The organism is Acinetobacter sp. BZX-2, assembly GCF_055179795.1.
Genome location: NZ_CM143686.1, coordinates 455,938 through 479,193, shown reverse-complemented (window position 1 = coordinate 479,193; position 23,256 = coordinate 455,938). Strand labels below are relative to the sequence as shown.

The 23,256-nt window shown below is 38.4% G+C and carries 21 protein-coding genes; 8 read left to right on the top strand and 13 right to left on the bottom strand.

Translation table 11 applies throughout. The features are described from left to right. Positions 1-154 precede the first annotated feature (154 nt). Complete coding sequence (locus ACY45D_RS02155; RefSeq protein ID WP_463108263.1) at positions 155-1,168, top strand: CorA family divalent cation transporter; 1,014 nt, start codon at positions 155-157, stop codon at positions 1,166-1,168. A 164-nt stretch (positions 1,169-1,332) separates the two neighbouring features. On the opposite strand, the gene ACY45D_RS02150 is transcribed toward ACY45D_RS02155, so the two are convergent. The 6 genes from ACY45D_RS02150 to ACY45D_RS02125 form a co-directional block, all read right to left on the bottom strand. Beyond that, positions 1,333-1,620: a toluene tolerance protein gene (locus ACY45D_RS02150; protein WP_463108262.1), complete on the bottom strand. Its 288-nt coding sequence runs from the start codon at positions 1,618-1,620 to the stop codon at positions 1,333-1,335. Between the two features lie 23 nt (positions 1,621-1,643). Then, positions 1,644-2,267, bottom strand: coding sequence for an MlaC/ttg2D family ABC transporter substrate-binding protein (locus ACY45D_RS02145; RefSeq protein ID WP_463108261.1), 624 nt, complete (start codon positions 2,265-2,267; stop codon positions 1,644-1,646). Positions 2,268-2,287: 20 nt separating this feature from the next. Beyond that, entirely contained in the window at positions 2,288-2,965 is a 678-nt protein-coding gene (mlaD, locus tag ACY45D_RS02140; RefSeq protein ID WP_463108260.1) for an outer membrane lipid asymmetry maintenance protein MlaD, read from the bottom strand. Next, a complete protein-coding gene (gene mlaE / locus ACY45D_RS02135) occupies positions 2,965-3,744 on the bottom strand; it encodes a lipid asymmetry maintenance ABC transporter permease subunit MlaE (protein WP_463108259.1) in 780 nt (259 codons plus the stop codon). The genes mlaD and mlaE overlap by 1 nt, the downstream gene beginning before the upstream one ends. Continuing rightward, entirely contained in the window at positions 3,741-4,559 is an 819-nt protein-coding gene (locus ACY45D_RS02130; RefSeq protein ID WP_463108258.1) for an ABC transporter ATP-binding protein, read from the bottom strand. Before ACY45D_RS02130 ends, mlaE begins: the two co-directional genes overlap by 4 nt. 409 nt (positions 4,560-4,968) lie before the next feature. Next, on the bottom strand, positions 4,969-6,876 hold the full coding sequence (locus ACY45D_RS02125; protein ID WP_463108257.1) for a DEAD/DEAH box helicase: 1,908 nt from the start codon (positions 6,874-6,876) through the stop codon (positions 4,969-4,971). 755 nt (positions 6,877-7,631) lie between these two features. Here ACY45D_RS02125 and ACY45D_RS02120 point away from each other — a divergent pair. Continuing rightward, positions 7,632-8,051 (top strand): zinc ABC transporter substrate-binding protein, encoded by a 420-nt coding sequence (locus ACY45D_RS02120; RefSeq protein WP_463108256.1) that lies wholly within the window; start codon positions 7,632-7,634, stop codon positions 8,049-8,051. Positions 8,052-8,112: 61 nt separating this feature from the next. Here the strand turns inward: ACY45D_RS02120 and ACY45D_RS02115 are convergent, their stop codons facing one another. Next, positions 8,113-8,943: an inositol monophosphatase family protein gene (locus tag ACY45D_RS02115; RefSeq protein WP_463108255.1), complete on the bottom strand. Its 831-nt coding sequence runs from the start codon at positions 8,941-8,943 to the stop codon at positions 8,113-8,115. A gap of 130 nt (positions 8,944-9,073) precedes the next feature. Then, positions 9,074-10,990, bottom strand: coding sequence for a 1-deoxy-D-xylulose-5-phosphate synthase (gene dxs, locus ACY45D_RS02110; RefSeq protein ID WP_463108254.1), 1,917 nt, complete (start codon positions 10,988-10,990; stop codon positions 9,074-9,076). Positions 10,991-11,307: 317 nt separating this feature from the next. On the opposite strand from dxs, the gene ribA reads away from it, so the two are divergent. Next, positions 11,308-11,910, top strand: coding sequence for a GTP cyclohydrolase II (gene ribA / locus ACY45D_RS02105; RefSeq protein WP_463108253.1), 603 nt, complete (start codon positions 11,308-11,310; stop codon positions 11,908-11,910). 124 nt (positions 11,911-12,034) lie between these two features. On the opposite strand, the gene hemN is transcribed toward ribA, so the two are convergent. Continuing rightward, the gene (gene hemN, locus ACY45D_RS02100; RefSeq protein WP_463109403.1) at positions 12,035-13,399 is read right to left on the bottom strand and encodes an oxygen-independent coproporphyrinogen III oxidase; all 1,365 of its coding nucleotides are present in this window, start codon (positions 13,397-13,399) and stop codon (positions 12,035-12,037) included. A gap of 275 nt (positions 13,400-13,674) precedes the next feature. Here hemN and hemF point away from each other — a divergent pair, with 275 nt between their 5' ends. From hemF to aroE, 3 genes are all read left to right on the top strand, one after another. After that, positions 13,675-14,616, top strand: coding sequence for an oxygen-dependent coproporphyrinogen oxidase (gene hemF / locus ACY45D_RS02095; RefSeq protein ID WP_463108252.1), 942 nt, complete (start codon positions 13,675-13,677; stop codon positions 14,614-14,616). 308 nt (positions 14,617-14,924) lie between these two features. After that, on the top strand, positions 14,925-15,131 hold the full coding sequence (locus tag ACY45D_RS02090; RefSeq protein ID WP_463108251.1) for a hypothetical protein: 207 nt from the start codon (positions 14,925-14,927) through the stop codon (positions 15,129-15,131). A 142-nt stretch (positions 15,132-15,273) separates the two neighbouring features. Next, the gene (aroE, locus tag ACY45D_RS02085) at positions 15,274-16,062 is read left to right on the top strand and encodes a shikimate dehydrogenase (protein WP_463108250.1); all 789 of its coding nucleotides are present in this window, start codon (positions 15,274-15,276) and stop codon (positions 16,060-16,062) included. 102 nt (positions 16,063-16,164) lie between these two features. Here aroE and ACY45D_RS02080 read toward each other — a convergent pair whose 3' ends face one another. Further along, entirely contained in the window at positions 16,165-18,531 is a 2,367-nt protein-coding gene (locus ACY45D_RS02080) for a hypothetical protein (protein ID WP_463108249.1), read from the bottom strand. A 237-nt stretch (positions 18,532-18,768) separates the two neighbouring features. Between ACY45D_RS02080 and ACY45D_RS02075 the strand changes: the two genes are divergently transcribed. Continuing rightward, on the top strand, positions 18,769-20,592 hold the full coding sequence (locus tag ACY45D_RS02075) for an acyl-CoA dehydrogenase C-terminal domain-containing protein (protein WP_463108248.1): 1,824 nt from the start codon (positions 18,769-18,771) through the stop codon (positions 20,590-20,592). Positions 20,593-20,725: 133 nt separating this feature from the next. Here ACY45D_RS02075 and ACY45D_RS02070 read toward each other — a convergent pair whose 3' ends face one another. The 3 genes from ACY45D_RS02070 to hemW form a co-directional block, all read right to left on the bottom strand. Then, a complete protein-coding gene (locus ACY45D_RS02070) occupies positions 20,726-21,019 on the bottom strand; it encodes a type II toxin-antitoxin system RelE family toxin (protein WP_463108247.1) in 294 nt (97 codons plus the stop codon). Next, a complete protein-coding gene (locus tag ACY45D_RS02065) occupies positions 21,009-21,254 on the bottom strand; it encodes a type II toxin-antitoxin system RelB/DinJ family antitoxin (RefSeq protein WP_463108246.1) in 246 nt (81 codons plus the stop codon). The genes ACY45D_RS02070 and ACY45D_RS02065 overlap by 11 nt, the downstream gene beginning before the upstream one ends. Positions 21,255-21,424: 170 nt before the next feature. Next, a complete protein-coding gene (hemW, locus tag ACY45D_RS02060; RefSeq protein WP_463108245.1) occupies positions 21,425-22,579 on the bottom strand; it encodes a radical SAM family heme chaperone HemW in 1,155 nt (384 codons plus the stop codon). 122 nt (positions 22,580-22,701) lie between these two features. Between hemW and ACY45D_RS02055 the strand changes: the two genes are divergently transcribed. Continuing rightward, entirely contained in the window at positions 22,702-23,163 is a 462-nt protein-coding gene (locus tag ACY45D_RS02055) for a DMT family transporter (protein ID WP_463108244.1), read from the top strand. Positions 23,164-23,256 lie beyond the last annotated feature (93 nt).

Genomic DNA, 23,256 nt, shown 5'->3' with positions numbered 1-23,256 from the left:
ATTTAACCTAATTTTAATTTTGTCATGCTACAGTGACACACGACCAATTAAGATTTTTTTTGCAAAAGAACGATGTAATCAGTGTTTTTCCTGAAATCCTTGTCTAAAATACACACATCGATTGAACACTACAGCGCAAGGGAGAAAAGACACTATGCTTGAAGCCTTTTACGCCACTGAGCGCGGTAGCTTGGAAGATGCAACTATTAATGGAGGATTTGACCTACACCCAGAGTTGGTGTGGATTGATCTCATTGCACCTTCACAAGAAGAACAAGAGTGGGTATTGGATGCTTATGAGCAAAACTTACCAACCCTCAAATCTCTAGAAGACATTTCCTCATCTGCACGATTTTACCGTGATGATGATGGTATTTTACATATCAGTACGTATTTTTTAACGAAAAATAAAAACTATCAAGTTGAAGGCGACGCTGAAGATTCTTCAAATATGTTGGCAACCGTGCAAACTGTTGCATTCATTTTACATAAAGAACGCTTATTCACACTTCGTGGTGAAAAACTGGTTGCTTTCCGTGCCTTTCGAGCACGTGCTCGACGCAATGACTACGATATTGAATATAAAGACCCCACATGGATTCTTTTAGGTCTACTTGAAGCAAAACTGGATGAGCTTGCGGATATCTTGGAAGATATCCACAAGGACTTGGAATTGTACTCAACAGAAGTGCTGAACGTTCGCCATCGTGAAATGATTCTAGACTTAGATGACATGATTACCCGTTTAGCGCAAAAGGAAGATGTTCTAGGAAAAGCACAACTGTGTTTAATTGATTTACGTCGTGTTTTAACATTCCTATCACGCCCACGTGCTTTGGGAAGTCATATCTACGATGCAGATATTCGAGAGCTCAGTGAAGATGTACGTTCACTTGTAGAACACGATGCATTCTTATTCCAAAAGGTTCGATTCTTATTGGATACAACCTCTGGGTTTATTAACACCGAACAGAACGATACGATTCGTCGATTCTCTATTTTACCTAGTATGCTTGCGCCGCCAATGTTAATTGCCAGTATCTATGGCATGAATACCGAAGTATTGCCTTTTGCACATGGTACAACCAGTTTTTATATTGTGATTACCATACTTATTGCATTCTTTGTTGGGCCACTGGTTTACTTTAGATGGAAAAAATGGATTTAATGAGCAAGGTTTTGAAGTACTGCTTCAAAGCAAAGCGCAAGAAACGCACCACATCTACAATCGTGTCTGAGTATTTTTGCATATATTGAATATTGCTAATTTCAAAATTTGACAGATATAAAAAAAAGCACCCTTAGGTGCTTTCTTTTTTCTACATCAATGATTTATATGATTTTTAAATCATCTTGTAAATGACAGGCTTGAATGATTTTCATCATCTTTTCAGGAACGGCTTTAAATTGTAGACCTTGCGTATTTGGAGTATGACGCAACCATTGCACCAATACAGATAAAGCCAAGGTACTACCATTTTCAAGCTGAGCCAGATTTACAGTGATTGGGAAATTCTTTTCATTTCGAATGACCTTTAAACCATTTAAATAATAGTTTTCAGCATTCTCATAAGCAATCTTACCGCTCACATGTAATTCCTGATCTCTAAACTCAATCATTCACTGTCACCTATCCAGTTATCTTATTTTTTGTTTACCGCAGCATCTGCATCAGGTTTAAATGTCGCAATTGCTTTGTCAATATTACCGCCATTACGCTGTACGTTAGCAGCAAACTGGTTACGGAACTGTAGACCTAAATCGATACCTGATACATTCAAATTACGTACTTTCCATTGGTTGCCTACATCAGACAATTGGAAAGATACAGGAATCTTCTCGCCTTTGTTATTAAAGTCAATCGTAACTACAGGAAATTTACTATTGGTCGCTTTATACGGGCGCATTGTATAAGTCTGGCTTGAATACTTTGCAAAAGCAGAGCCATAATTTTCAATCAAAGTATTACGGAAGTTTTGTTCAAACTGAGCACGTTGTGCAGGTGTACTTGCATTTGCATAAGTACCCATGACAATACGAGTAAATGCCTGACCATCTACATAAGGGTCAAGATTTTGACGTACAATGGCTTTGATCGTTGCAGGATTTTGTAATTTACCTTGATCAGCTTTTAAACGGCCAATTAAACCATCTGCTACACGCTTAACAAATACTGGTGGTGCTTCTGCTGGCGCAGCTTGAGCTGCTGTTACAACCATTGTTGCCAATACACTTGCAGCGAAAGTTTGTTTAAAAAGCATATTCATTTAAATCACTCCTCTAATGCTTATTCGACAAATGATGTCTGAGCATCAGTTGCTTCGGTCGTTGCAGCTTCATCTTGAGTTTTTGAAGAATCAGAAGATGATTTTCCTGCGCCACCCGTAATAAATTTGGTAATTAAGTCTTCAAGATCCATTGTACCTTGAGTATTGGCAATACTCTCACCACGCTTGATGTAACTGATTCCACCACCTGGTACAATTTTTAAATACTTCTCGCCCAAAAGACCATTTGTAGCAACCATTATGTAAGCATCTTCATCAATATTGGTGATGGATTTCATGTTACCCAACAGTTGCTGTTCCATTTCTTTTTGTTTCTGAGGTGTTGCCGCTTGATAATCCGCACTGTAACGCAAATCACCCAAAGTATTCTCTTTTACTTTCTTCAACTGTTCTGCATTAAAAGAAGTCAAAGAACCATCTAAATCAAAGTGAACCGTTGCTTGGCGTGTTACTGGATCAAGTGTAATCGATTCAACTTGTCCAATTTTCACGCCACTCATGGTCACTTTAGCACGCGGTTTCAAACCATTGACATTGTCAAAGGTCGCAGACATTTCATAGCTGTCTTTAAGATTCGTACCGACCAATCCACTCACTTTCATTGCCAAGAAAAATAAAGCAATACCGAAAATGATGACAAAAATACCTACGGCCAGCTCACTTGTACGTGATTTCATTAAACACCTCCGAACATGACCGCAGTCAACACGAAATCAAAACCTAAAACACATAACGATGAATACACAACAGTACGTGTCGTAGATGTTGCGATACCTTCAGATGTCGGTTCACAGGCATAGCCTTGATACACCGCAATCCAAGTACAAATTAAAGCAAAAACAAAACTTTTAATGATCGTCCCATTCAGTACATCTTTCATAAACTGTGTACTGCTGAGAATACCACTCCAATAAGAACCTTCGTCAGCGCCAAGAAAATCAACACCAACCATTTTACCGCCCATAATACCAATAGCAGCAAAAATCACAGATAGCATCGGTAAACTAATAATGCCCGCCCATAAGCGTGGTGAAACCACACGTTTTAATGGATCAACACCTATCATTTCCATGCTGGAAAGTTGCTCAGTGGCTTTCATTAAACCAATTTCAGCAGTTAAGGCTGATCCAGCTCGACCAGCGAAAAGTAACGCTGCAACTACAGGCGCAAGTTCTCGTAATAATGTTAAAGCAACTGCTGCGCCTAACATGGCTTCACTACCAAACGTGACCAAAATGTTATACATCTGTAGTCCGAGTACTGCACCAATAAACAATCCAGACACCGCAATGATTAGTAGTGATAACACACCAACTCGATACATTTGATATATAAACAATTTCACGCCTAAAATCGTAGGCATTGAAAATAAAATACGAAGCAACATTGTTGTCGCAACGCCAATTCCCTGAACACGCTCTAGAACGCGTCTACCTAATGAGGCAATAGCATTCATGAACCAACCTCATTTGTTAAATAGGCTTGATGACTAAATTGATAATCTACAGGACCTTCTATAGAACCTGTTAAAAACTGACGAACAAATGGCGATGCATGGTTTCTTAATTGTTCAGGTGTACCCTCACCCTGAACTTTACCTTCTGCAACCACGTAGATGTAATCAGCAATTGAAAGTGTTTCATCAACATCATGCGATACAATAATTGTTGTCAAATCTAAAGCTTCACGTAATGAACGAATTAAGCGAGATAAGACTCCCATCACAATTGGATCTTGACCTGCAAATGGCTCATCATACATGATTAAATCTGGATCTAAGGCAATCGCTCTAGCCAATGCAACACGTCGATTCATACCACCAGAAAGCTCAGCTGGCATTAATTTTTCAGCACCACGTAACCCAACAGACTCCAGTTTTAAAGCCACCAGTTCTGCAATTAAATTTTCAGGTAGTTTGGTATGCGCACGAATCGGAAATGCCACATTTTCATAAACAGACATGTCTGTAAATAATGCACCGCTTTGAAATAACATTCCCATACGGGCACGAGCTGCAAACAATTCACTACGTGACATCGACGCTATATTTTTGCCATCAAGCATCACTTGACCAGCGTCTGGAGTGAGTTGACCACCAATCAATCGTAGTAAGGTTGTTTTACCTGTTCCAGATGGCCCCATAATTGCGGTAATCTGTCCACGACGAATCTGTAAATTCACATTATCATAAATAATGCGTTCACCTCTGTTAAAGCTTAAATTCTCAACCTCAATTAAAGCTTCTGTTTCGGCATGATTTTGCTTATTCATAGCTGAACATTTTCCTGCATTTATCAGCCCACATACTATACTCTTAAATACGTATATTTATGTAATTAAAAGATAATGGAATAGATGAAATTCATTACTTATAGGATCATAAAGTTATTGTTTTATAGTTTTTCTTTTATATTTTTTTAGCTCAAATAACAAAAACACTTAACCCGAGATTAAGCCATAGATTAAGTAGCCAATGTTAGAGACGACCAAAATCGAAAAGATGTATGACATCACCACGCCAAGCGTTAAATTTTCCTGATGTGAATTCATGTTTTTATAACTCATATTTCTCTATTTAGCTTAAAAGTTTGATCAATTACACATTTTTATTTTAACAAATATTTTTGAACTTGCAATAAAAAACCAGTCCGAAGACTGGTTTTTATTTCATTTTATTGAATTAATCGTTAAATTTACGACGTGGGCGGTCAGCGTTAAACTCACGCTTTGGACGATCTTCGCCGCCAAATGTGCGCTTAGGACGGTCTTCACCACCAAAAGTACGCTTAGGACGATCTTCTCCAAAAGTACGTTTTGGACGATCATCGCCAAAAGAACGTTGTGGGCGATCACCAAAACCACCTTCACGACGTGCTGGACGGTCACCAAAATCACGTTTTGGACGATCACCGAAGCTACCTTCGCGACGTGGTTTATAGTCTACGCTATTACCACGGTTGTCATCATTTGAGTTAAAACGCGGCTTGTCGTTAAAACCACCTTCACGACGTGGGCGATCATTGTTGAACTCGCGACGTGGACGATCTTCACCACCGAACGAACGTTTAGGACGGTCTTCAAAACCACCTTCACGACGTGCTGGACGATCACCGAAATCACGCTTAGGACGATCTTCGCCACCAAAAGAACGTTGTGGACGGTCGCCATAACCACCTTCACGGCGTGGTGGACGATCACCAAAGTCACGCTTAGGACGGTCATCACCATAAGATGGACGGTCACCACGAGGCTTGTCATCATAGCTGCGACGTGGACGGTCATCACCACCTTCACGGCGTTTGAAGTTTGATTCACCTTCAAAACGACGACCACCACCGAAACCGCCACGACCGCCATCGCGACCACGACCACCGCCATTACGACCACGGCCGCCACCATCACGACCACCACGAGCTGGAGGTGGAGACGGCTCTAAACCTTCAATTTCAGAAACGCTTAAACGCGCATCTAAATAATCTTCTAAAGCACGGATTTTACCGCGTTCACGATAAGTCGCTAAAGTAATTGCTTTACCAGTACGGCCCGCACGACCTGTACGACCAATACGGTGTACATAATCTTCATTCTTCATAGGAAGACCGAAGTTAATTACGTGAGAAATCGTTGGTACGTCAAGACCACGAGCTGCTACGTCTGTAGCAACAAGGATTTTTGCACGGCCTTCACGAATGCTGCGTAAACGACGGTTACGTACAGTTTGTGGCATAGCACCATGAAGTGCTACAACTGAAAGACCTGCTTCTGCAAGCTCTTCAGCAAGCATATCTGTATCTTCTTGAGTTGAAGCAAATACAACAGCCTGATCTACATCTTCTTCACTTAACCAATGCGTAAGCAATTTTTTCTTATGCTCAAAACCATCAGTCCAATGTAAAGTTTGGGTAATGTCAGTATTTGTAGAATGACCTGTTTCAATTGCAATACGTTGTGGATCATTCATCATGCGTTCAGCAAGATTAATAATACGTGGAGCAAATGTTGCAGAGAACATTAATGTTTGTTTACGGTTTAATGCTAAATCACTGATCGCTTCTAAGTCTTCAGAGAAACCTAGATCAAGCATACGGTCAGCTTCATCAACAATCAAAGCATCAACTAAATCAAGTTTGATTTGACGACGGTTTACAAGATCAAGTAAACGACCTGGAGTCGCAACAACAACTTGTGCACCTTTTAATTGTTGGATTTGTTTACCAAAAGGCATACCACCCATGATTGCAGCAACACGTACACCTTTCATATGGCGTACAAATGCAATTGCATCTTGACATACTTGTTGTGCAAGTTCACGAGTTGGTGAAATAACTAAAATGTTTGGTTGAGTTACCGCTTTCATACGTTCTTTAAAAGGTACAAAAGTTTCTTGACCAGCTAAAGCGTTTAACGTTGGAAGTAAGAATGCAGCAGTTTTACCAGAACCTGTTTGGCTAGATACAAGAAGGTCTTTACCTTCTAAAGCCGCAGGAATAGATTGTTCTTGAACGGGAGTAGGCGTAGTAAAGCCAAGTGATTCAAGTGCTTTCTGTAGTGATTCGTCTAAAGAAAATTCAGCAAAAGTTTTGCTCATAGAGATATTCACCCTAATGTGGGTGCTCCATTAATATATGGTCTGATGGACATCGGCAAAAAGCGGCACAGCAATAATCGCTGAAAATATAGAATCAGCGGCGATCCGAGAACGACGATGCGTATAACGCACATTTGATTACAGCCGCAACCTGAAGGAATCGCTTAAGCGATTGGGTGGGGCGCGAAATAATGTCCTCTCTTTGGACCGGACGCGCATACACAATATAGAAGAGAAATGTTCAGGTAATGAACGAAATTTAGTGCGTGGGCGGAGTATAGCAGAATTTTTAATAATGTCACTAAGTTTTAGTGTTTTATATAAATATTTTCAAAAAACCATCCAAACTAAAAATTTATCTTATTAAAATTCAATATTTTGATTATAAAAATAAATCAAATTATTTTACTAATGAATAAAGTAGAGTATTTATAAATAAAAAGATATGACCGAGATTGGAATAAATAGACTTCTTACGTATGTTAGCTTGTGAAAAAATTAATTCATAATGGGAGTTCCCTCTCCTTTATAAAGGATGAGCGTTATTACGCGCAAGAGGGAGAGGATTTATATGAAGAATTCCCCTCATCCTAACCTTCTCCCCGAGGGAGAAGGGATTTTCAAAATTAATTGATCATACTCATTTTTACTCTTAGAAATTCAGAGGCTTGCTTTAAAAATTGAGACCTTTTAATTTACTCATTGATAAAAGTATATTCATTATCAACCTTACAAAAACAACTATTGAGACCCAAATGAATAAACAACAACTACTCATAGAAATACATAAATTAGAATTTCCAGAAAATGAATTTTTAATTGCCGGGGGTGGAGCGTTGACCGTTCGTGAAATTCGAGATACCAATGATATCGATATTGTTGTCACAGCGCGATTATTTGAAGAACTCAAACAAAAAAATTGGTTATTTAAAAAGCGACCCGACGGGAAGCCTAAATTATATAATGATTTTATAGAAATTTATTTGGATGTTAATACTCAATTTTTTTCAAAAGAGACCTCTTGGCTCATCAAGCATGCTGATGTTTTTGATCACATCCGATTTATTGACCTACATTCTCTCATTGAATTTAAGCAAAGCTATGCACGTGAAAAAGACCTGCACGATATTGAACTCAATCAAACTTATCTTGGACGAGACAAGCAAATCAAATAAACATAAAAAAGCCCTCATTCACATGAAGGCTTTTTAAAACTTAATCTGCTGAAATTATAAATTACTTCGCAGCTTCACCCCAAGCAGGAACAACGGCTTGCATCAATGGTTTTAACATTTTCATAGAACATGCAATCACTTGACCATTTTCCATTGACTCAGAACCACCACGTGCGTCAACCACAGTACCGCCCGCTTCTTTTACAATGAGTTCACCAGCTGCGATATCCCAAGGTTTTAAACCCAGTTCAAAATAAGCGTCAAAACGTCCTGCTGCAACATACGCTAAATCCAATGCTGCTGAACCAGAACGACGGTATTGCGCACCCGCTTCTGTCACATTTAACAATGAGTCAAAATGGTTTTTTGCATAAGAAACAATTTCACCATTACGTTTTGCACGGTAAGCATGACCTACAGCCATAAACGTATTTTCAAGGCTATCTTTAACATTTACTCGAATACGGCGTTGATTCAACATTGCGCCACGACCGCGGCTGGCAGAGAATAGCTCATCTTTCACAGGGTCATAAATAACACCGTGTTGAGTTACACCTTTATGTTGAACAGCAATAGAGACACAGAAATGAGGGAAACCATTGATAAAGTTTAACGTACCATCAAGCGGATCAATCACCCAACACCAATCAGCGTCGTGACCTTTACCTTCTTGTAGTCCAAATTCTTCACCAAGGAAGCTGTGATTTTTATAACTTTTACGAAGCGTATCAATAGTTAACTGCTCAATGTAACGATCTACACGAGTCACAGGACCATCAATACCTTTTTCTTCGACTTGCAGATCGAGTTTATGACGATTTTGATGCGCTTTTAAAAGCTCTTGACCAACTAATTGAGCCGCACGCGCAGCCATCACCACCATAGGTTCCATTGAACACCCACTACAAATTTGAAGATACTGATAAAGAATAATGCATAAAAGCCCCAACATTTTAGCAAATATTGAGGCTTTTAGGGAAATTTTGTTTCTAAAATTTTACAATTTGAATTTTTACAGTCAATTAAACCGTCTGAACAAGTTTCAACCACGCTTGTTCGATTGAATTTTGAATACCATCTGCATCCAATCCACAATCTCTTAGCATTTCAGCATGACTTGCTTGAGCTAAAAACTCATCAGCTAAACCCAAATTTAAAATAGGTTTTACAATTTGAGCCTGTGCAAGAAATTCATTTACAGCACTGCCCGCACCCGCCATAACAGCATGTTCTTCAACGGTAACAAATAGACTGGTTCGATCGGCTAAATCCCCAATCATTTGCTCATCAAGTGGTTTTACAAAGCGCATATTCACCACCCGAATCGCAATATCAAGCTGTGAAGCAAGTTGTTTTGCAGCATCTAATGCAGGTTGAACACGGCTACCAAAGGCTAAAATTGTAATGCTTTCATCATGTTCAATATTCAACTCTAACAATAACTCAGCCTTACCCATTTCAAGTTCAGTCAGCTGTTGTTGAATTTCCACACCTAAGCCATTGCCACGTGGGTAACGTACAGCTGTTGGCCCTTTATGCAAATAAGCCGTGTGTAACATTTGACGACATTCATTTTCATCTTTAGGCGCCATGATCACCATATTTGGTACGGTTCGCATAAATGCATAATCGTATGCACCCGCATGTGTTGGGCCATCTTCACCCACTAAACCTGCACGATCAATACCAAAAGTCACATCTAGATTTTGTAAAGCAACATCGTGAATGAGTTGATCATAACCACGTTGTAAGAATGTTGAATATATTGCAACAACAGGTTTTAAGCCTTCACATGCCATACCTGCCGCTAAGGTCACCGCATGCTGTTCTGCAATAGCAACATCAAAGTAGCGTTCAGGGTATTGTTTTGCAAATTGTACCATTCCAGAACCTTCGCACATGGCTGGGGTAATGGCTAACAACTTATTATCGAGTGCGGCTTCATCACATAGCCATTGCCCAAATACATCTGAGTATTTCGGCGCTGTTTTGATAGGTTCAGCTTTTGTAGGTGCAGTATTTAATTTGCTAATCGCATGATATTTAATTTGATCTGCTTCAGCAGGTGCAAAACCCTTACCCTTCACCGTATAGATATGAATCAGGCGTGGCCCTTTACGCTTTTTAAGCGCATTGAATACTTGTACCAATTGCTCAACATCATGTCCGTCAAACGGGCCAAAATAGTCAAAACCAATGGCTTTAAATAAATTATCCGCAGCATCCGTTGCAGATTGATGTAACCGTGAGTTGTAATTCCACTCAGGATGATCTTGAATAAAAGCTTGACCTTGTTCATCAATATTAACGAACTGTCCTTGCTCCCAAATCGAAGCCAAATGTTTAGCAAAACCACCTGTACTGCATGAAATAGACATATCATTGTCATTCAGTACGACCATCAAATCGGCATCATGCGCAACTGCGTCATTCATTGCCTCAAAAGCCATACCCGCGGTCATTGCACCATCACCCACAATTGCCACAACATCGCATGGGTTTTGTTGATAACGACGTGCCAATGCCATACCTAAACCTGCTGAAATCGCAGTAGAAGAATGACCAACGCCAAAGGTATCAAATTCAGATTCTTCCCGTGCAGGAAAAGCAGCTAAACCATTTTTTGAACGAATTGTTGTCAATTGCTCACGGCGACCTGTTAAGGCTTTATGCGGATAAGCTTGATGACCCACATCCCAAACCAAGCGATCATCAGGTGTATTAAAACAATAATGTAATGCAACAGTAAGTTCGATAACGCCAAGGTTTGCACCAAAATGCCCGCCACTTTGTCCAGCAGCATACAAAATAAATTGACGCAACTCATCTGCGACTTGTGCCAATTGGCTTTGCTCGAGTTGACGTAATTGTTGAGGATGATTGATACCATCCAACAATGGCGTAACAGGACGTTGACTAGGTATTTCGGTATACAACATATGTGGCAAAGCCTTCTAAAGCCTGGCAAATCTAAGCTAGGTACACGGGTTAGCATGATTGTGAAATCGAATCATATCACATTCAATCAGCCACATTTATAACGATGCGTCACTGAACAATATTCAATGCCACATGTGTGCTCTTGGCATAGATTATCCTGAATAATCTATCTATATATCAACTATTATCGTTCGCTTTATACAAAAAAGAAATTTTTAAAGCAAACTTATCCTTAAAAACTTGTTTTACAATTCTACCAATGCCCGATCATTACGCTATACTCTAACCAATTTCTAAACAAATATTGGAAGGTTCTGTGTCAATAGCGTTTGTTGCCACTTCAAATTTACCAACCGCTTACGGTGAGTTTAAAATTTCTGTATTTCAGGATCCTCAAACAGGTGAAGAGCATGTTGCACTTTCCAAAGGTTTGGAAACTGCCCCTACAGAACCTGTACTGGTCCGTATTCATTCAGAATGTCTAACGGGAGATGCCTTCGGTTCGTTAAAATGTGATTGTGGCCCACAATTACACGACACCATGAAAATGATGAATGATGCAGGTCAAGGTGTGATTTTGTATCTACGTCAAGAAGGGCGTGGTATTGGTTTGACCAATAAAATCCGTGCTTATGCATTGCAAGATCAAGGGCATGATACTGTAGATGCCAATTTATTATTAAACTTACCTGCTGATGCACGTACCTATGATATGTGTACGATTATGCTCGATCAATTACAGGTTAAACAAGTCAAGCTTATTACCAATAATCCTTTAAAATTAAAGGCTTTAACTGATTTAGGTATTGATGTTGTTGATCGTGTTCCTTTGACTGTTGGCTTGAATAAATTCAATGAAGATTATTTAAAAACCAAGCATGAGCGTATGTCACATATGTATAAAAAAGATGATTTTTGAGAATAAAAGAGCGATACAGTTTAAAAATAAATGATCTGAAAATATTAAATCCTCCCCAACCCTCCTTTTCCAAAGGAGGGGGCTTCAACTGAGTAAATTGAATTCACTACAGCCAAAAATACAATCAAACTGTCATCGAGAAAATCTGTGTTTCAGGTTTTTTACGCTTTAATCGCAAATCAAAGGCCATACAAATATTACGAACAAAAGGTTTGCCCTGTTCTGTAATCACAATACGATCCTTTTCAATTTGCAATAAACCATCCTGTTGCATCTCAACCAACTGTTGAATCACTTCAGCACGCTCAGGAAAATCCATACTTGGTTCTTTCCAAGATGTTTCAAAAGTACACATCAAATTTAAAATATGCTGACGGATTTTTAAATCTTCTGCATCTAAAACATGCCCTTTAAAAACAGGAATTTCATTATTTTCAAGGCGAGCATAATAATCCTCTAAGACCTTTTCATTTTGAGCAAAGCTATACCAACTATCACTAATCGAAGACACCCCCAAACCAATCATTACTTGGGTTTTAGACGAGGTATAGCCCATAAAATTACGATGTAAAGTACCCGCTTTAAATGACTGATACATCCCATCACGATCTAAAGCAAAATGATCCATACCAATCTCATGATAACCATGCGCTAAAAGTTTGTTTTTACCTGCTTCATATAAGGCACGCTTCACGTCATCCTTTGGAACATCATGGTCTTTGAAACCACGTTGACCATTGCCCTTGATCCAAGGCACATGTGCATAGCTATAAAAAGCCAAACGATCAGGCAATAAACTGTTGGTTAAATCAATAGTATTTAACACATCTTCCAAGCTTTGAAATGGCAACCCAAAAACCAAATCATGTGAAATGGATTCATAACCAACCTCTCTCGCCCACTTGGTCACATTCTCTACATTTTCAAAAGGTTGGATACGATGAATAGCCTTCTGTACTTTCTCATTATAATCCTGCACACCATAGCTGACACGGCGAAAACCGAGATCATACAAGGCTTGTAAATGTGCTTGGGTGGTATTATTCGGATGCCCTTCAAAGCTGAACTCATGCCCTTCGGCAATAGTTGCTTTGGCTAAAATACCCTGAATCAGTTGCTGTAAATGCTCAACTGAAAAAAATGTCGGTGTGCCACCACCCAAATGAATTTCTTTAATTTGGGGAATATCCCCCAATAATTGACAATATAATTCCCATTCTTTTAATACCGCCTGAATATAAGGTTGTTCAACTTCATGGCGTTTCGTGACTTTTTTATGGCAGCCACAAAAAGTACATAAGCTTTCACAAAAAGGTAAATGAATATATAAGCTAATGCCTTCTGTCGTATTCGACTCATCAAATGAACGCTTTAAACTTTGTTTCCATTGTTGTACCGAAAATGAGGCTTCATCCCAATAAGGAACTGTTGGATAACTGGTATAACGAGGACCAGCAACATTGTATTTCTGTATGAGGGAACAACTCATATTCATGACTTAAGGCTCAACTAGCATCCGTTTTTCTTCAGCAATCAAATATCAGCAATCAAATAAATGATTCCTTATGAAGCTATTGTGCTGAGCTTATCGTTTGAATTCAACCTAGCGAAATGATCGGAATTCCAACGGCATTTTCAAAATTTTGAAATAGATTTTCAATTTGTTGTCGTGTACACCACCACTTTTAAGCAATCCACTTAATTTTTTTATCAATTTATGTTTTGATGTATATAGCCTTCCCTGCCCCTATTTAGAGAATTGTCATGCAGAACCCGACTTCAGCAGATATTCAACGAGTTCGTGAATTTCTTGTCGATTTACAAGCACGTATTTGTTCAACCTTAGAACAACAAGAAAAATTAGGTGGTGGTACTGCAACTTTTGAAATCGATGACTGGCAACGCCCCGAAGGTGGTGGTGGTCGCTCGCGTGTCTTACAAAACGGCACGGTGATCGAAAAAGGTGGTGTGATGTTTTCTCACATTAATATTTCTAAATTACCTGCTTCAGCGACTGAACGCCATCCCAATATTGCTGGAGCGAAAGCACAAGCAATGGGTGTTTCTTTAGTGATTCATCCACGTAATCCCAATGTGCCAACCTCGCATGCCAATGTTCGTTTATTTGTTGCTGAACCTGAAGGACAAGATCCGATTTGGTGGTTTGGTGGTGGTTTCGACCTCACACCTTTTTATCCAAATGATGAAGATGTCTTGGCATGGCATCAAACAGCTTCTGATCTTTGTGCACCCTTTGGTGAAGACATTTATGCAAAACATAAACAATGGTGTGATGATTATTTCTATTTAAAACATCGTGATGAACAACGTGGTGTAGGTGGATTATTTTTTGATGACCTAAATCAATGGGACTTTGAAAAATGTTTTGAATATATGCAAGCGGTCGGAAATGGTTATTTACAAGCCATCACACCAATTTTTCAAAAAAATCAGAATAAACCGCATACTCAAGCTCAACGAGACTTCCAGTTGTACCGCCGTGGCCGCTATGTTGAATACAATTTGGTTTATGACCGTGGCACCTTGTTTGGCCTACAAACAGGTGGACGTATTGAATCGATTCTAGTGAGTATGCCACCACTTGCAGCGTGGTCATATCGTCCTGAATGGGATGACAATAGCCCTGAAAAACGTTTAGTCGAATACTATCTCAAACCTCAAAATTGGCTTTCTGAACTGTCCTAAGACAAAAGCATCCGATTTATTGGGAATGATCAGATTTTCGTGCTATTCAAGCTCGGTTTTTTCTCAAAGCTAACTTTTTAATAAAGTTAGCTTTTTCATATCTGTTCTTTTTTTGGAAAGATTTACTCACAATTAATAATGAGAATAAATCACAATAACGACGCTTTTTAATTTTGTTTTAGCTTAAATTTGTTTACTATACAAAACTTAAAATTTGCTTAATTTTTTACTTAGTTTCTATTTTTTGATTTAGTTTCTATTTTATAAATTATTGAATTGATTTCCCACCTTCAACTCGAGGTTCAGTAATGAGAAATTTACTAGAAAATCATAAAGTCACGCTGTCACTCAGTGTTCTTTTTCTATTAGTATGTTCAATTACTGTGACCATCATGTCCAATGACAACCTTTCTGACAGTATTTCGATTACCTCAAGTGTTTTACTTTCTATAGGGTTCCTCGTCATTTTTGCAATGATTTTCTTAGACTTCTTAGAGTCAATTTGTAATCCTTAACCGATTAACCCGCTGAATAAATTAAAATACTTAAAATAAACTGATAAAAGAATGATAAAGACTTTACTCAATTTTTTTTGTTGAGCCCTTCATTTTCACGTATATTGTTGCCACATTCTAGATCAATACATGGACATGTGGCATGAGCAAACAATTCGCAGTCATTGGCAACCCTATTGAGCATTCTCGTTCACCTGAATTACACCATGCCTTTGCAGCCAAAACAGGTGTTGATCTAAATTATGTCAAACGTCTAGCCCCTTTAGATGGTTTTGAAAATAGTGTAAAAGCGTTTTTTGCGCAAAATGGGTTGGGTATGAACGTTACTGTGCCTTTTAAAGAACAAGCTTTTGCTTTATGCCAACAACTCACCGAACGTGCCCAAATAGCCAAGGCAGTCAACACGCTATGGATGGAAAATGGTGTACTACATGGCGATAACACCGATGGTCAAGGTCTAGTGGATGCGATCAAAGCCTTAGATTGGAACTTAAAGCAAAGTAAAATTCTCATCATTGGTGCAGGCGGTGCAACACGAGGCGTTATTTATCCTTTAGTCAAAGCAGGTGCAGAAAAAATTGTCATAGCCAATCGTACATTAGCACGTGCTGAACAATTGCTTAACGATTTAAAAACCGCTGTCCCCGAAGCTGAATTGTCTGTATGTAGTTTAGATGCACTAGAAGGACAATTCGATATCGTGATTAATGCAACATCTGCAAGTTTAAGTGGCGATGCACTGATTCTTCCTGAACAGTTACAATTTCAGCATGCTTATGAAATGGCTTATGGCAAACCATCAAGTTTTCTCGATCAAGCCAAAGCGCGTGGTGTAGCTACATCTGAGGGATTTGGTATGCTGGTTGGACAAGCGATTGAAGCTTTTTATATTTGGAATGGTATACGTCCAAATTTAAAAGATTTTATCTAAATCAAGTTTTCATCTAAGACAGAACAAAGAAATAAAAAGAACCTCGTTCGAGGTTCTTTCATTCATATCAAAATCGACCATACTAAAATCGACAAAACTTCTTTATTTCAATTGCGCATCACTTAACGCTTGATACACTTTTTTAAACAAATCGTAATCAATAAACTCAACAGAATCTTCATTTAAACCAGCAACCAATTGATCATTAAATTTGTTTTGCTTAAGTGCTGTATAAGATTTCGATAAAATATTGACCGTTTTTACGAACTCAGCTCGTTGCTCTTTTTCAACCTTATTCTCAGCTTCAAATTGCTGCGTATAATATTGAACAAAAACAGCCTCTGTGGTCTTATATTGTTTCTGCAACTTTCGAATATCTAAAACATTTTGTTTCGACTTCATTGCATCAGTCACAATATTATTCACACTATTTCCAAGAACATCATCATATTGATGATCATCTTCTAAATGATGCTTTTTCTTTAAAGCCTCAATCTGCTTTAAAGCCTCACCTTTCGGATTATAAATTGCTTCATCCGAGTAAGAGTACGCATAGACTGCAGCAATTTCTTGTAAATCTTGAGCGGAATAGAGTTTGACTAAATCCGGTTTTTTAGCCGTTAATTTAGCAATAAATACTGCTTTGTAGGTTTTATCATAAGCATTGGTTTGTAGAAAAACTTGCTCTGCCAATCGATCTAAGCGCTCATCCAAACTGACATAACCCTGTCCTGATGAATTCGGTAGACTCTTGGTAAAACCACCCACCGCCGCGCCGATAAGACTACCATTAAAGATTTCTTCAAATGATTTAGCTTCTTTTAGTGCTTGGCTGTCTACTTTGCTGGCATTGCCATAATTCAAAAATTGCATATCAAACTTTACATTTAATTTGCGATTGAGCTCGCCTAAATCCATCCCTAGATCATAGTCCACCATCACGGCACGGCCTTTATCATCCAATGTAAGATCAACAACCATCGGGTTTCTCTGCTCTTTAGGTGGTAAACTTGCATCTATATCCGCTTGATGTTGTCCCCACAATTGCTTGAACTCATTGGCATTAACCAAATGATCTTTTTTGCCCAAAGTCGCAAACTTTGTGCTCAGCTCAGCACTTTTTTTCATGTATTTCCCATCAAATGGTGAGCTTTTTTCTGGCCGAGCATTTAATACATCAATCTCGTAATGATAGTCGCAATATTCCACATCACCGAAACGCGTATTGAGCTTGGTTTTTGCCAAATCTTGACATTGCTGTTCAGTCAATATTTTTTCTGCATCTTCTGACTCATCATCTACATCACTATCGTCATATTCATCGTCTGTTGCTGCACTTTCTTCTTCATCTTCATATTCATCTGCTTGTGCTGTATCAGTCGCAAGATTTGCATAATCTGTAGCGTCTTTTTCAGATTCCTCTAATTGAGCATCATCGTCTTTATGACTGCCATAAACCGTTTTGTTGACTGCATCGTAAAGCTTATACATAGCATCAGAAGCATCTTCTGCACCACTTACACTCGTATCTTCGACAGTACTTCCACCCGAACGCTTTTTGGTATTTGTTTCATATTCCGCAGAAATTTTTTCTAATGTCGAAGGATTGAGTCCCAATACTGAATTTACAAAATATTCACGATTGATTGAAGAATACAAATTGGCTTGTAAAAGTAGTTCTTCCAATGAGGTATTTAAACGAATTTTCTCAACACCACCGAGCTGTTTTTCAGCCGCACTCAGTTTAAGCGTTTCGATTTGCTCAGTTGGCGATAAAATATAAGATGTTGCACCAGACTGTTTTAAAAATTCGACAAAAGCTTTGGTATCGACTCTAGAAATTTCATTCTTAAATTTTGAAAAATCATAATAAGCATATTTATTCTGATCTTCTGGCTGAGCTAGATACGGGATAAGCGAGAAAATTTGTGTATAAAACTTATATTCATTGAAATCAATAACGGTGGGAATACGCATCTCAAAAGATAGGTTTGGCTTTTTATATTTAGTTTCCAAATTAAAAGAGGCCATTTTCTGACGATAATTTACCGTTCCATCATACTGAATTTGAATATCATTTAAGATACTTTGTACGACGTCAGCACCTTTGCCCACGAAGCTATTAAAGTCACCCGAATTTTGTTGAGCAAGCGTCTGATATAACTCTTTTTTCTGAGCAGAGGTCAGTTGAATTTTTTGCTGTTTTAAATATTGTTCCAACTTTTTTTCAACCGTTGGATCAAGTTGAGCTGTATCACCATTTTTCGAATTATTTTTGTCTTGATTGGTTTTATTCAATTGAACGCGAACTTGCCCACGATAATCAAAATTTGGATATTCATACAATGCATTTATGCCTTGTATGGCACGCTGAGCAACATCCTGATTTGTATTATTTTTTACAACATGAGTAGAACAAGCCGATAGACTCAAACCCAAAAGACATAAACTTAATTTTGATAATTGCATAAGATTACTTTTCATCCTAATATTTATAATGACAATATAAAATAAATATAAAACATTTAAAAACTAAACTCGCTAAGTTATCAAAAAATAAGCAAACTTACCTGTATCTTTTCTTACAAATTAGCATTTCTGACATTTTTTTTAGATTGTCTTATCAATGCATTCTCAGTTTGATTATGAATAATGAAATCATCGATCGAAGAATCAAAAAATATTTCTAAATTAGGATTAAACCTCATGCCAGCATATAAAGCTCCCATCCGAGATATTCGTTTTTTAATGAACGAAGTTTTTGACTATCCTGCACATTATAAAACTTTGTCTATTGGCGAAAATGCCGATGCAGATACAGTCGATATGATTATCGAAAGTGCAGCAGATTTTTGTGAAAATGTACTTTCTCCTTTGAATCAATCAGGTGATCAAGAAGGTTGTCATTTTAAAGATGGCGAAGTGACAACACCTAAAGGCTTTAAAGAAGCGTATAACCAATTTATCCAAGGTGGATGGCAAGGTCTTTCTTACCCAGAAGAATTTGGTGGTCAAGGCTTACCGATGTCTTTAAATTTGGTTAAGTCTGAAATGATGGGGACTGCAAACTGGTCTTTCACCATGTACCCTGGTTTAAGTATGGGTTGTATGAACACCATTATGCAGTTTGGTACAGATGAACAAAAAAATACCTACATGCCTCACCTCACTGCAGGTACTTGGTCAGGTACGATGTGTTTAACTGAACCACAATGTGGTACAGACTTAGGTCAAGTCAAAACTAAAGCAGAACCAAAAGAAGATGGTACTTATGCAATCACAGGGACTAAAATCTTTATCTCTGCAGGTGAGCATGATTTAACTGAAAACATCATCCATATTGTACTTGCTCGTCTTCCAGACGCACCTGCGGGTACGCGTGGTATTTCATTATTCATCGTTCCTAAGTTCATTCCAACTGCGGATGGCGGTGTAGGTGAACGTAACCCTGTCACGTGTGGTTCGATTGAACACAAAATGGGGATCCATGCAAATGCAACTGCTGTGCTTAATTTTGATGCTGCAACAGGTTACCTCATTGGTGAAGTGAATAAAGGCTTACATGCGATGTTCACATTTATGAACACTGCACGTATTGGTACGGCTGTTCAAGGTATTGCACATGCGGAATTATCATTCCAAGGTGCTTTACCGTATGCGAAAGAGCGTATGTCTATGCGCGCACTTTCTGGTAAAAAAGATCCAGATCGTGTTGCTGATGCAATCATTCACCATGCAGATGTACGTCGTATGCTATTGACCCAAAAAGCAATTGCTGAAGGCGGTCGTTCAATGATTTATCATGCTGCTCAACTTGCTGACAAAATGGCAGATGCACTTGCTCAAGGCGACCAAGCTAAATTTGATGAATATGATGATAAATTAGGTTTCTACACGCCAATCCTCAAAGGCTTCTTAACTGAAATGGGCTTGGAAGCTGCAAACCACGGTATGCAAGTTTTTGGTGGTCATGGTTATATCAAAGAACACGGTATGGAACAGATCGCTCGTGATGCACGTATTTCAACATTGTACGAAGGTACAACTGGTGTACAAGCGCTCGACTTGATTGGTCGTAAAGTTCTACTTTCTTCTAAAGGTAAAGTGGTTCGTGAATACACTGCTGAAATCTTGAAGTTCTGTGGTCAACATGCACGTAATAAATATATGCGTCGTTTTGCATGGGATTTAACAAAAATCTGCGCACAATGGAATGCTTTAACTGTTCGCATCATGCTTGCAGCACGTAAAGACCGTGACATCGTTTCTTCTGCTTCTGTAGATTTCTTGATGTTCTCTGGTTATGCAATGATGGCGTATTATTGGGCTCAACAAGCCGCTGTAGCGTCAGAAAAACTTGCTTCTGGTGAAGGTGCTGAAGTTCCTGAATTCTATAAAGCAAAAATCAAAGTTGCTGATTTCTACTTCGAACAATTATTACCGCGTTCACAAGGTCATGCTGAATCTATGGTTAATCCATCAAAAACCATGATGTCTTTAGAAGCAGAGCATTTTAGCTTTGACTACTAAGTTTTAAACTTTTGATGTAATGAAAGAGCGCTTAGGCGCTCTTTTTGTTTGATTAAAAAATTATTTTGGGTAGAAAAATTGAGGAAGACAACATCTATACTGTTTTTTATAAAAATGATTACTTTTAAATTTTTTAGTCTTTAATACGCTTTTTTGCTTCGTTGTAAACTACGCTATCTGCTCGTTTCCCAACGGTAATCAGTAAAATAACGACTTCGTCATCTTTAACTTGGTAAACCAACCTAAACCCAGCTTTTAGCAATTTAATCTTATAACAGCCAGCGAGATCACCTCTCAGCATATTCTTTGGGATATGTGGTTGCTCTAAGACTTTAACAAGCTTTTTCTTGAATTGATCCCGTATCGTAACAGGAAGCTTTTCCCATTCAGCAGAGAAATCTTTGTGACGTAAAAGCTTATAAGTCATCTAAAGTGATTTCCTCAAACATCTCTTTAGAATCATGGATACGTTTACGTACAATGGCCAACAATTCTGCATCCTCTTGCGAAAGTAGCGCCTTTTGCACGGGAAGTTTTCCAGTTGTCGCAATATATTCAAGCACACTGGTAAAGAACTCAGTAGGAGCAATACCCTGCTCTTTAAGGATCGAGTAGGATTTTTCTTTAAGCGCCTCATCAACTCTGAAATTAACTGTAGCCATATTATATTGTTCTCATTTATTTGCAATATATCAAAATTGTAAGTCATATTGCATTACAAGTAAACTAAGCTTGCATATTGACCATTTTTCTAAAGCCCTAGATCCTACAAAAATACTGTAATAAAAATCACAAATAACTCATGCAATCAACGATTACATTTCACTTAATGCTAAAGAAACGCTTCTAAAACTGAATTTAAAAATACATGCCCTTGCTCAGTACATGCCAAACGATTTTGATCATCTACCATCAGCTTACGTGCACGTAATGAGTCTACTGCTTTATCCAAAGTAGCTAATTTTAAACCTGTCCGTTGCTGATAAAGATCAGCGTGTACACCTTCATTTAAACGCAAAGCATTCATCATAAATTCAAAAGGCATCTCATCATTTTCAATCCGATGATATTGCACATGCTCAGCAGGAATCTTGGCTAAATAATCTTTGGGTAAACGTGTTTTTTGGAAACGATAAACACCATCAGGCTGCGTTACCTTGCCATGCGCCCCTGCCCCAATCGCCAAATAATCACCAAATTGCCAATAATTTAAATTATGTGCAGATGGTTTTTCCTTACGCCACGCAGATACTTCATAATTGATAAAACCATTGGCTTGTAAATAAGCTTCACCTTGCTCTTGAATCCTTTCAAGTACCTCGTCTAGAGGTAAAATCGGTTGAGTGCGGAAGAAAACTGTATTCGGTTCAATGGTCAATTGATACCACGAAATATGCGTTGCACCATTTTCCACAGCCAATTTTAAGTCCAATAAAGCTTGTTCTAAAGTCTGTTCAGGCAGCCCATGCATCAAGTCAACATTGATTCGCTGAAAGCCTGCTTCTTTGGCAAGTTGAATCGCAGAAATTGCATCGTTATTTGAGTGAATACGACCTAATTTTTGTAAATGGTCGGTATTAAAACTTTGTACACCTATCGATAAACGATTAATTCCTGCTTCGAGATATCCTGCAAATGGATCGTGTTCAACTGTTCCAGGATTGGCTTCTAAAGTAATTTCACATCCCTCTTCAAAAGCTAAATAACTTTTTAATTGTGAAAATAACCATTGGTAGCCTTTGGCAGAAATCAGTGAGGGTGTTCCTCCACCAATAAAAACACTATGAATTTTACGACCTTGTGCAAAATCAATTTGCGTTTTAAAGTCCTCAACCAAGGCCTGTAAATATTCTTGTTCTAAATCTAATGATAATTTCCCATCAGGCACGGCATGTGAGTTAAAGTCACAATAAGGACATTTGCGCACACACCAAGGCATGTGAATATATAGAGATAAAGGAACATCTTGAGGAATTAAATCAGCCAAGGAACAAGCTCAAAGCAATATGGAAGAATAAATGATTTTAACATGACTTGAACCTGAGCATACGTACAAGCCATCAATTTACTTTAGAGTAGATTTCCGAGGTAAAAAATAAGGTGAATAAAATGATAAAACTTTCGAGCCAACTATTACTGCTTTTGCCTTTAGCCATGGGAATTGGGATTGCCATGACCTTTCAAACCGCAATCAATGCTCAATTACGTGAATATCTCTACTCACCACTACAAGCTGCCCTTTTATCCTTTTTAGTTGGTACAATAGTGCTCGCCGTATTTGTGTTTTTTCAATCACAGCCTAAACCATCACTTGCGCAATTCGCTCAAATTCCATGGTATCTATGGTTAGGTGGCTGTTTAGGCGTCTATGCGATTAGTATCAGCATTTACGCTGCACCAAAACTTGGATTTTTAACACTTTCAGGGTTAATTATCTTTGGTCAAATTTCCATGTCAATGGTGATGGATCAGTTTGGATTACTGGGCGTAGAAAAAACACCGATCAACTGGCAACGTCTTTTAGGTAGCGTGGTGATTTTTTTTGGTGTGCTTCTCACTCTACAACGCTAACCATCTTTTCATCTAAGCACATTTAAAACGAGTAAATTTTGTGTCAAATACTGCTGTCACAACTACCCGCTTTGAATTAAAGCAACTCTTTCA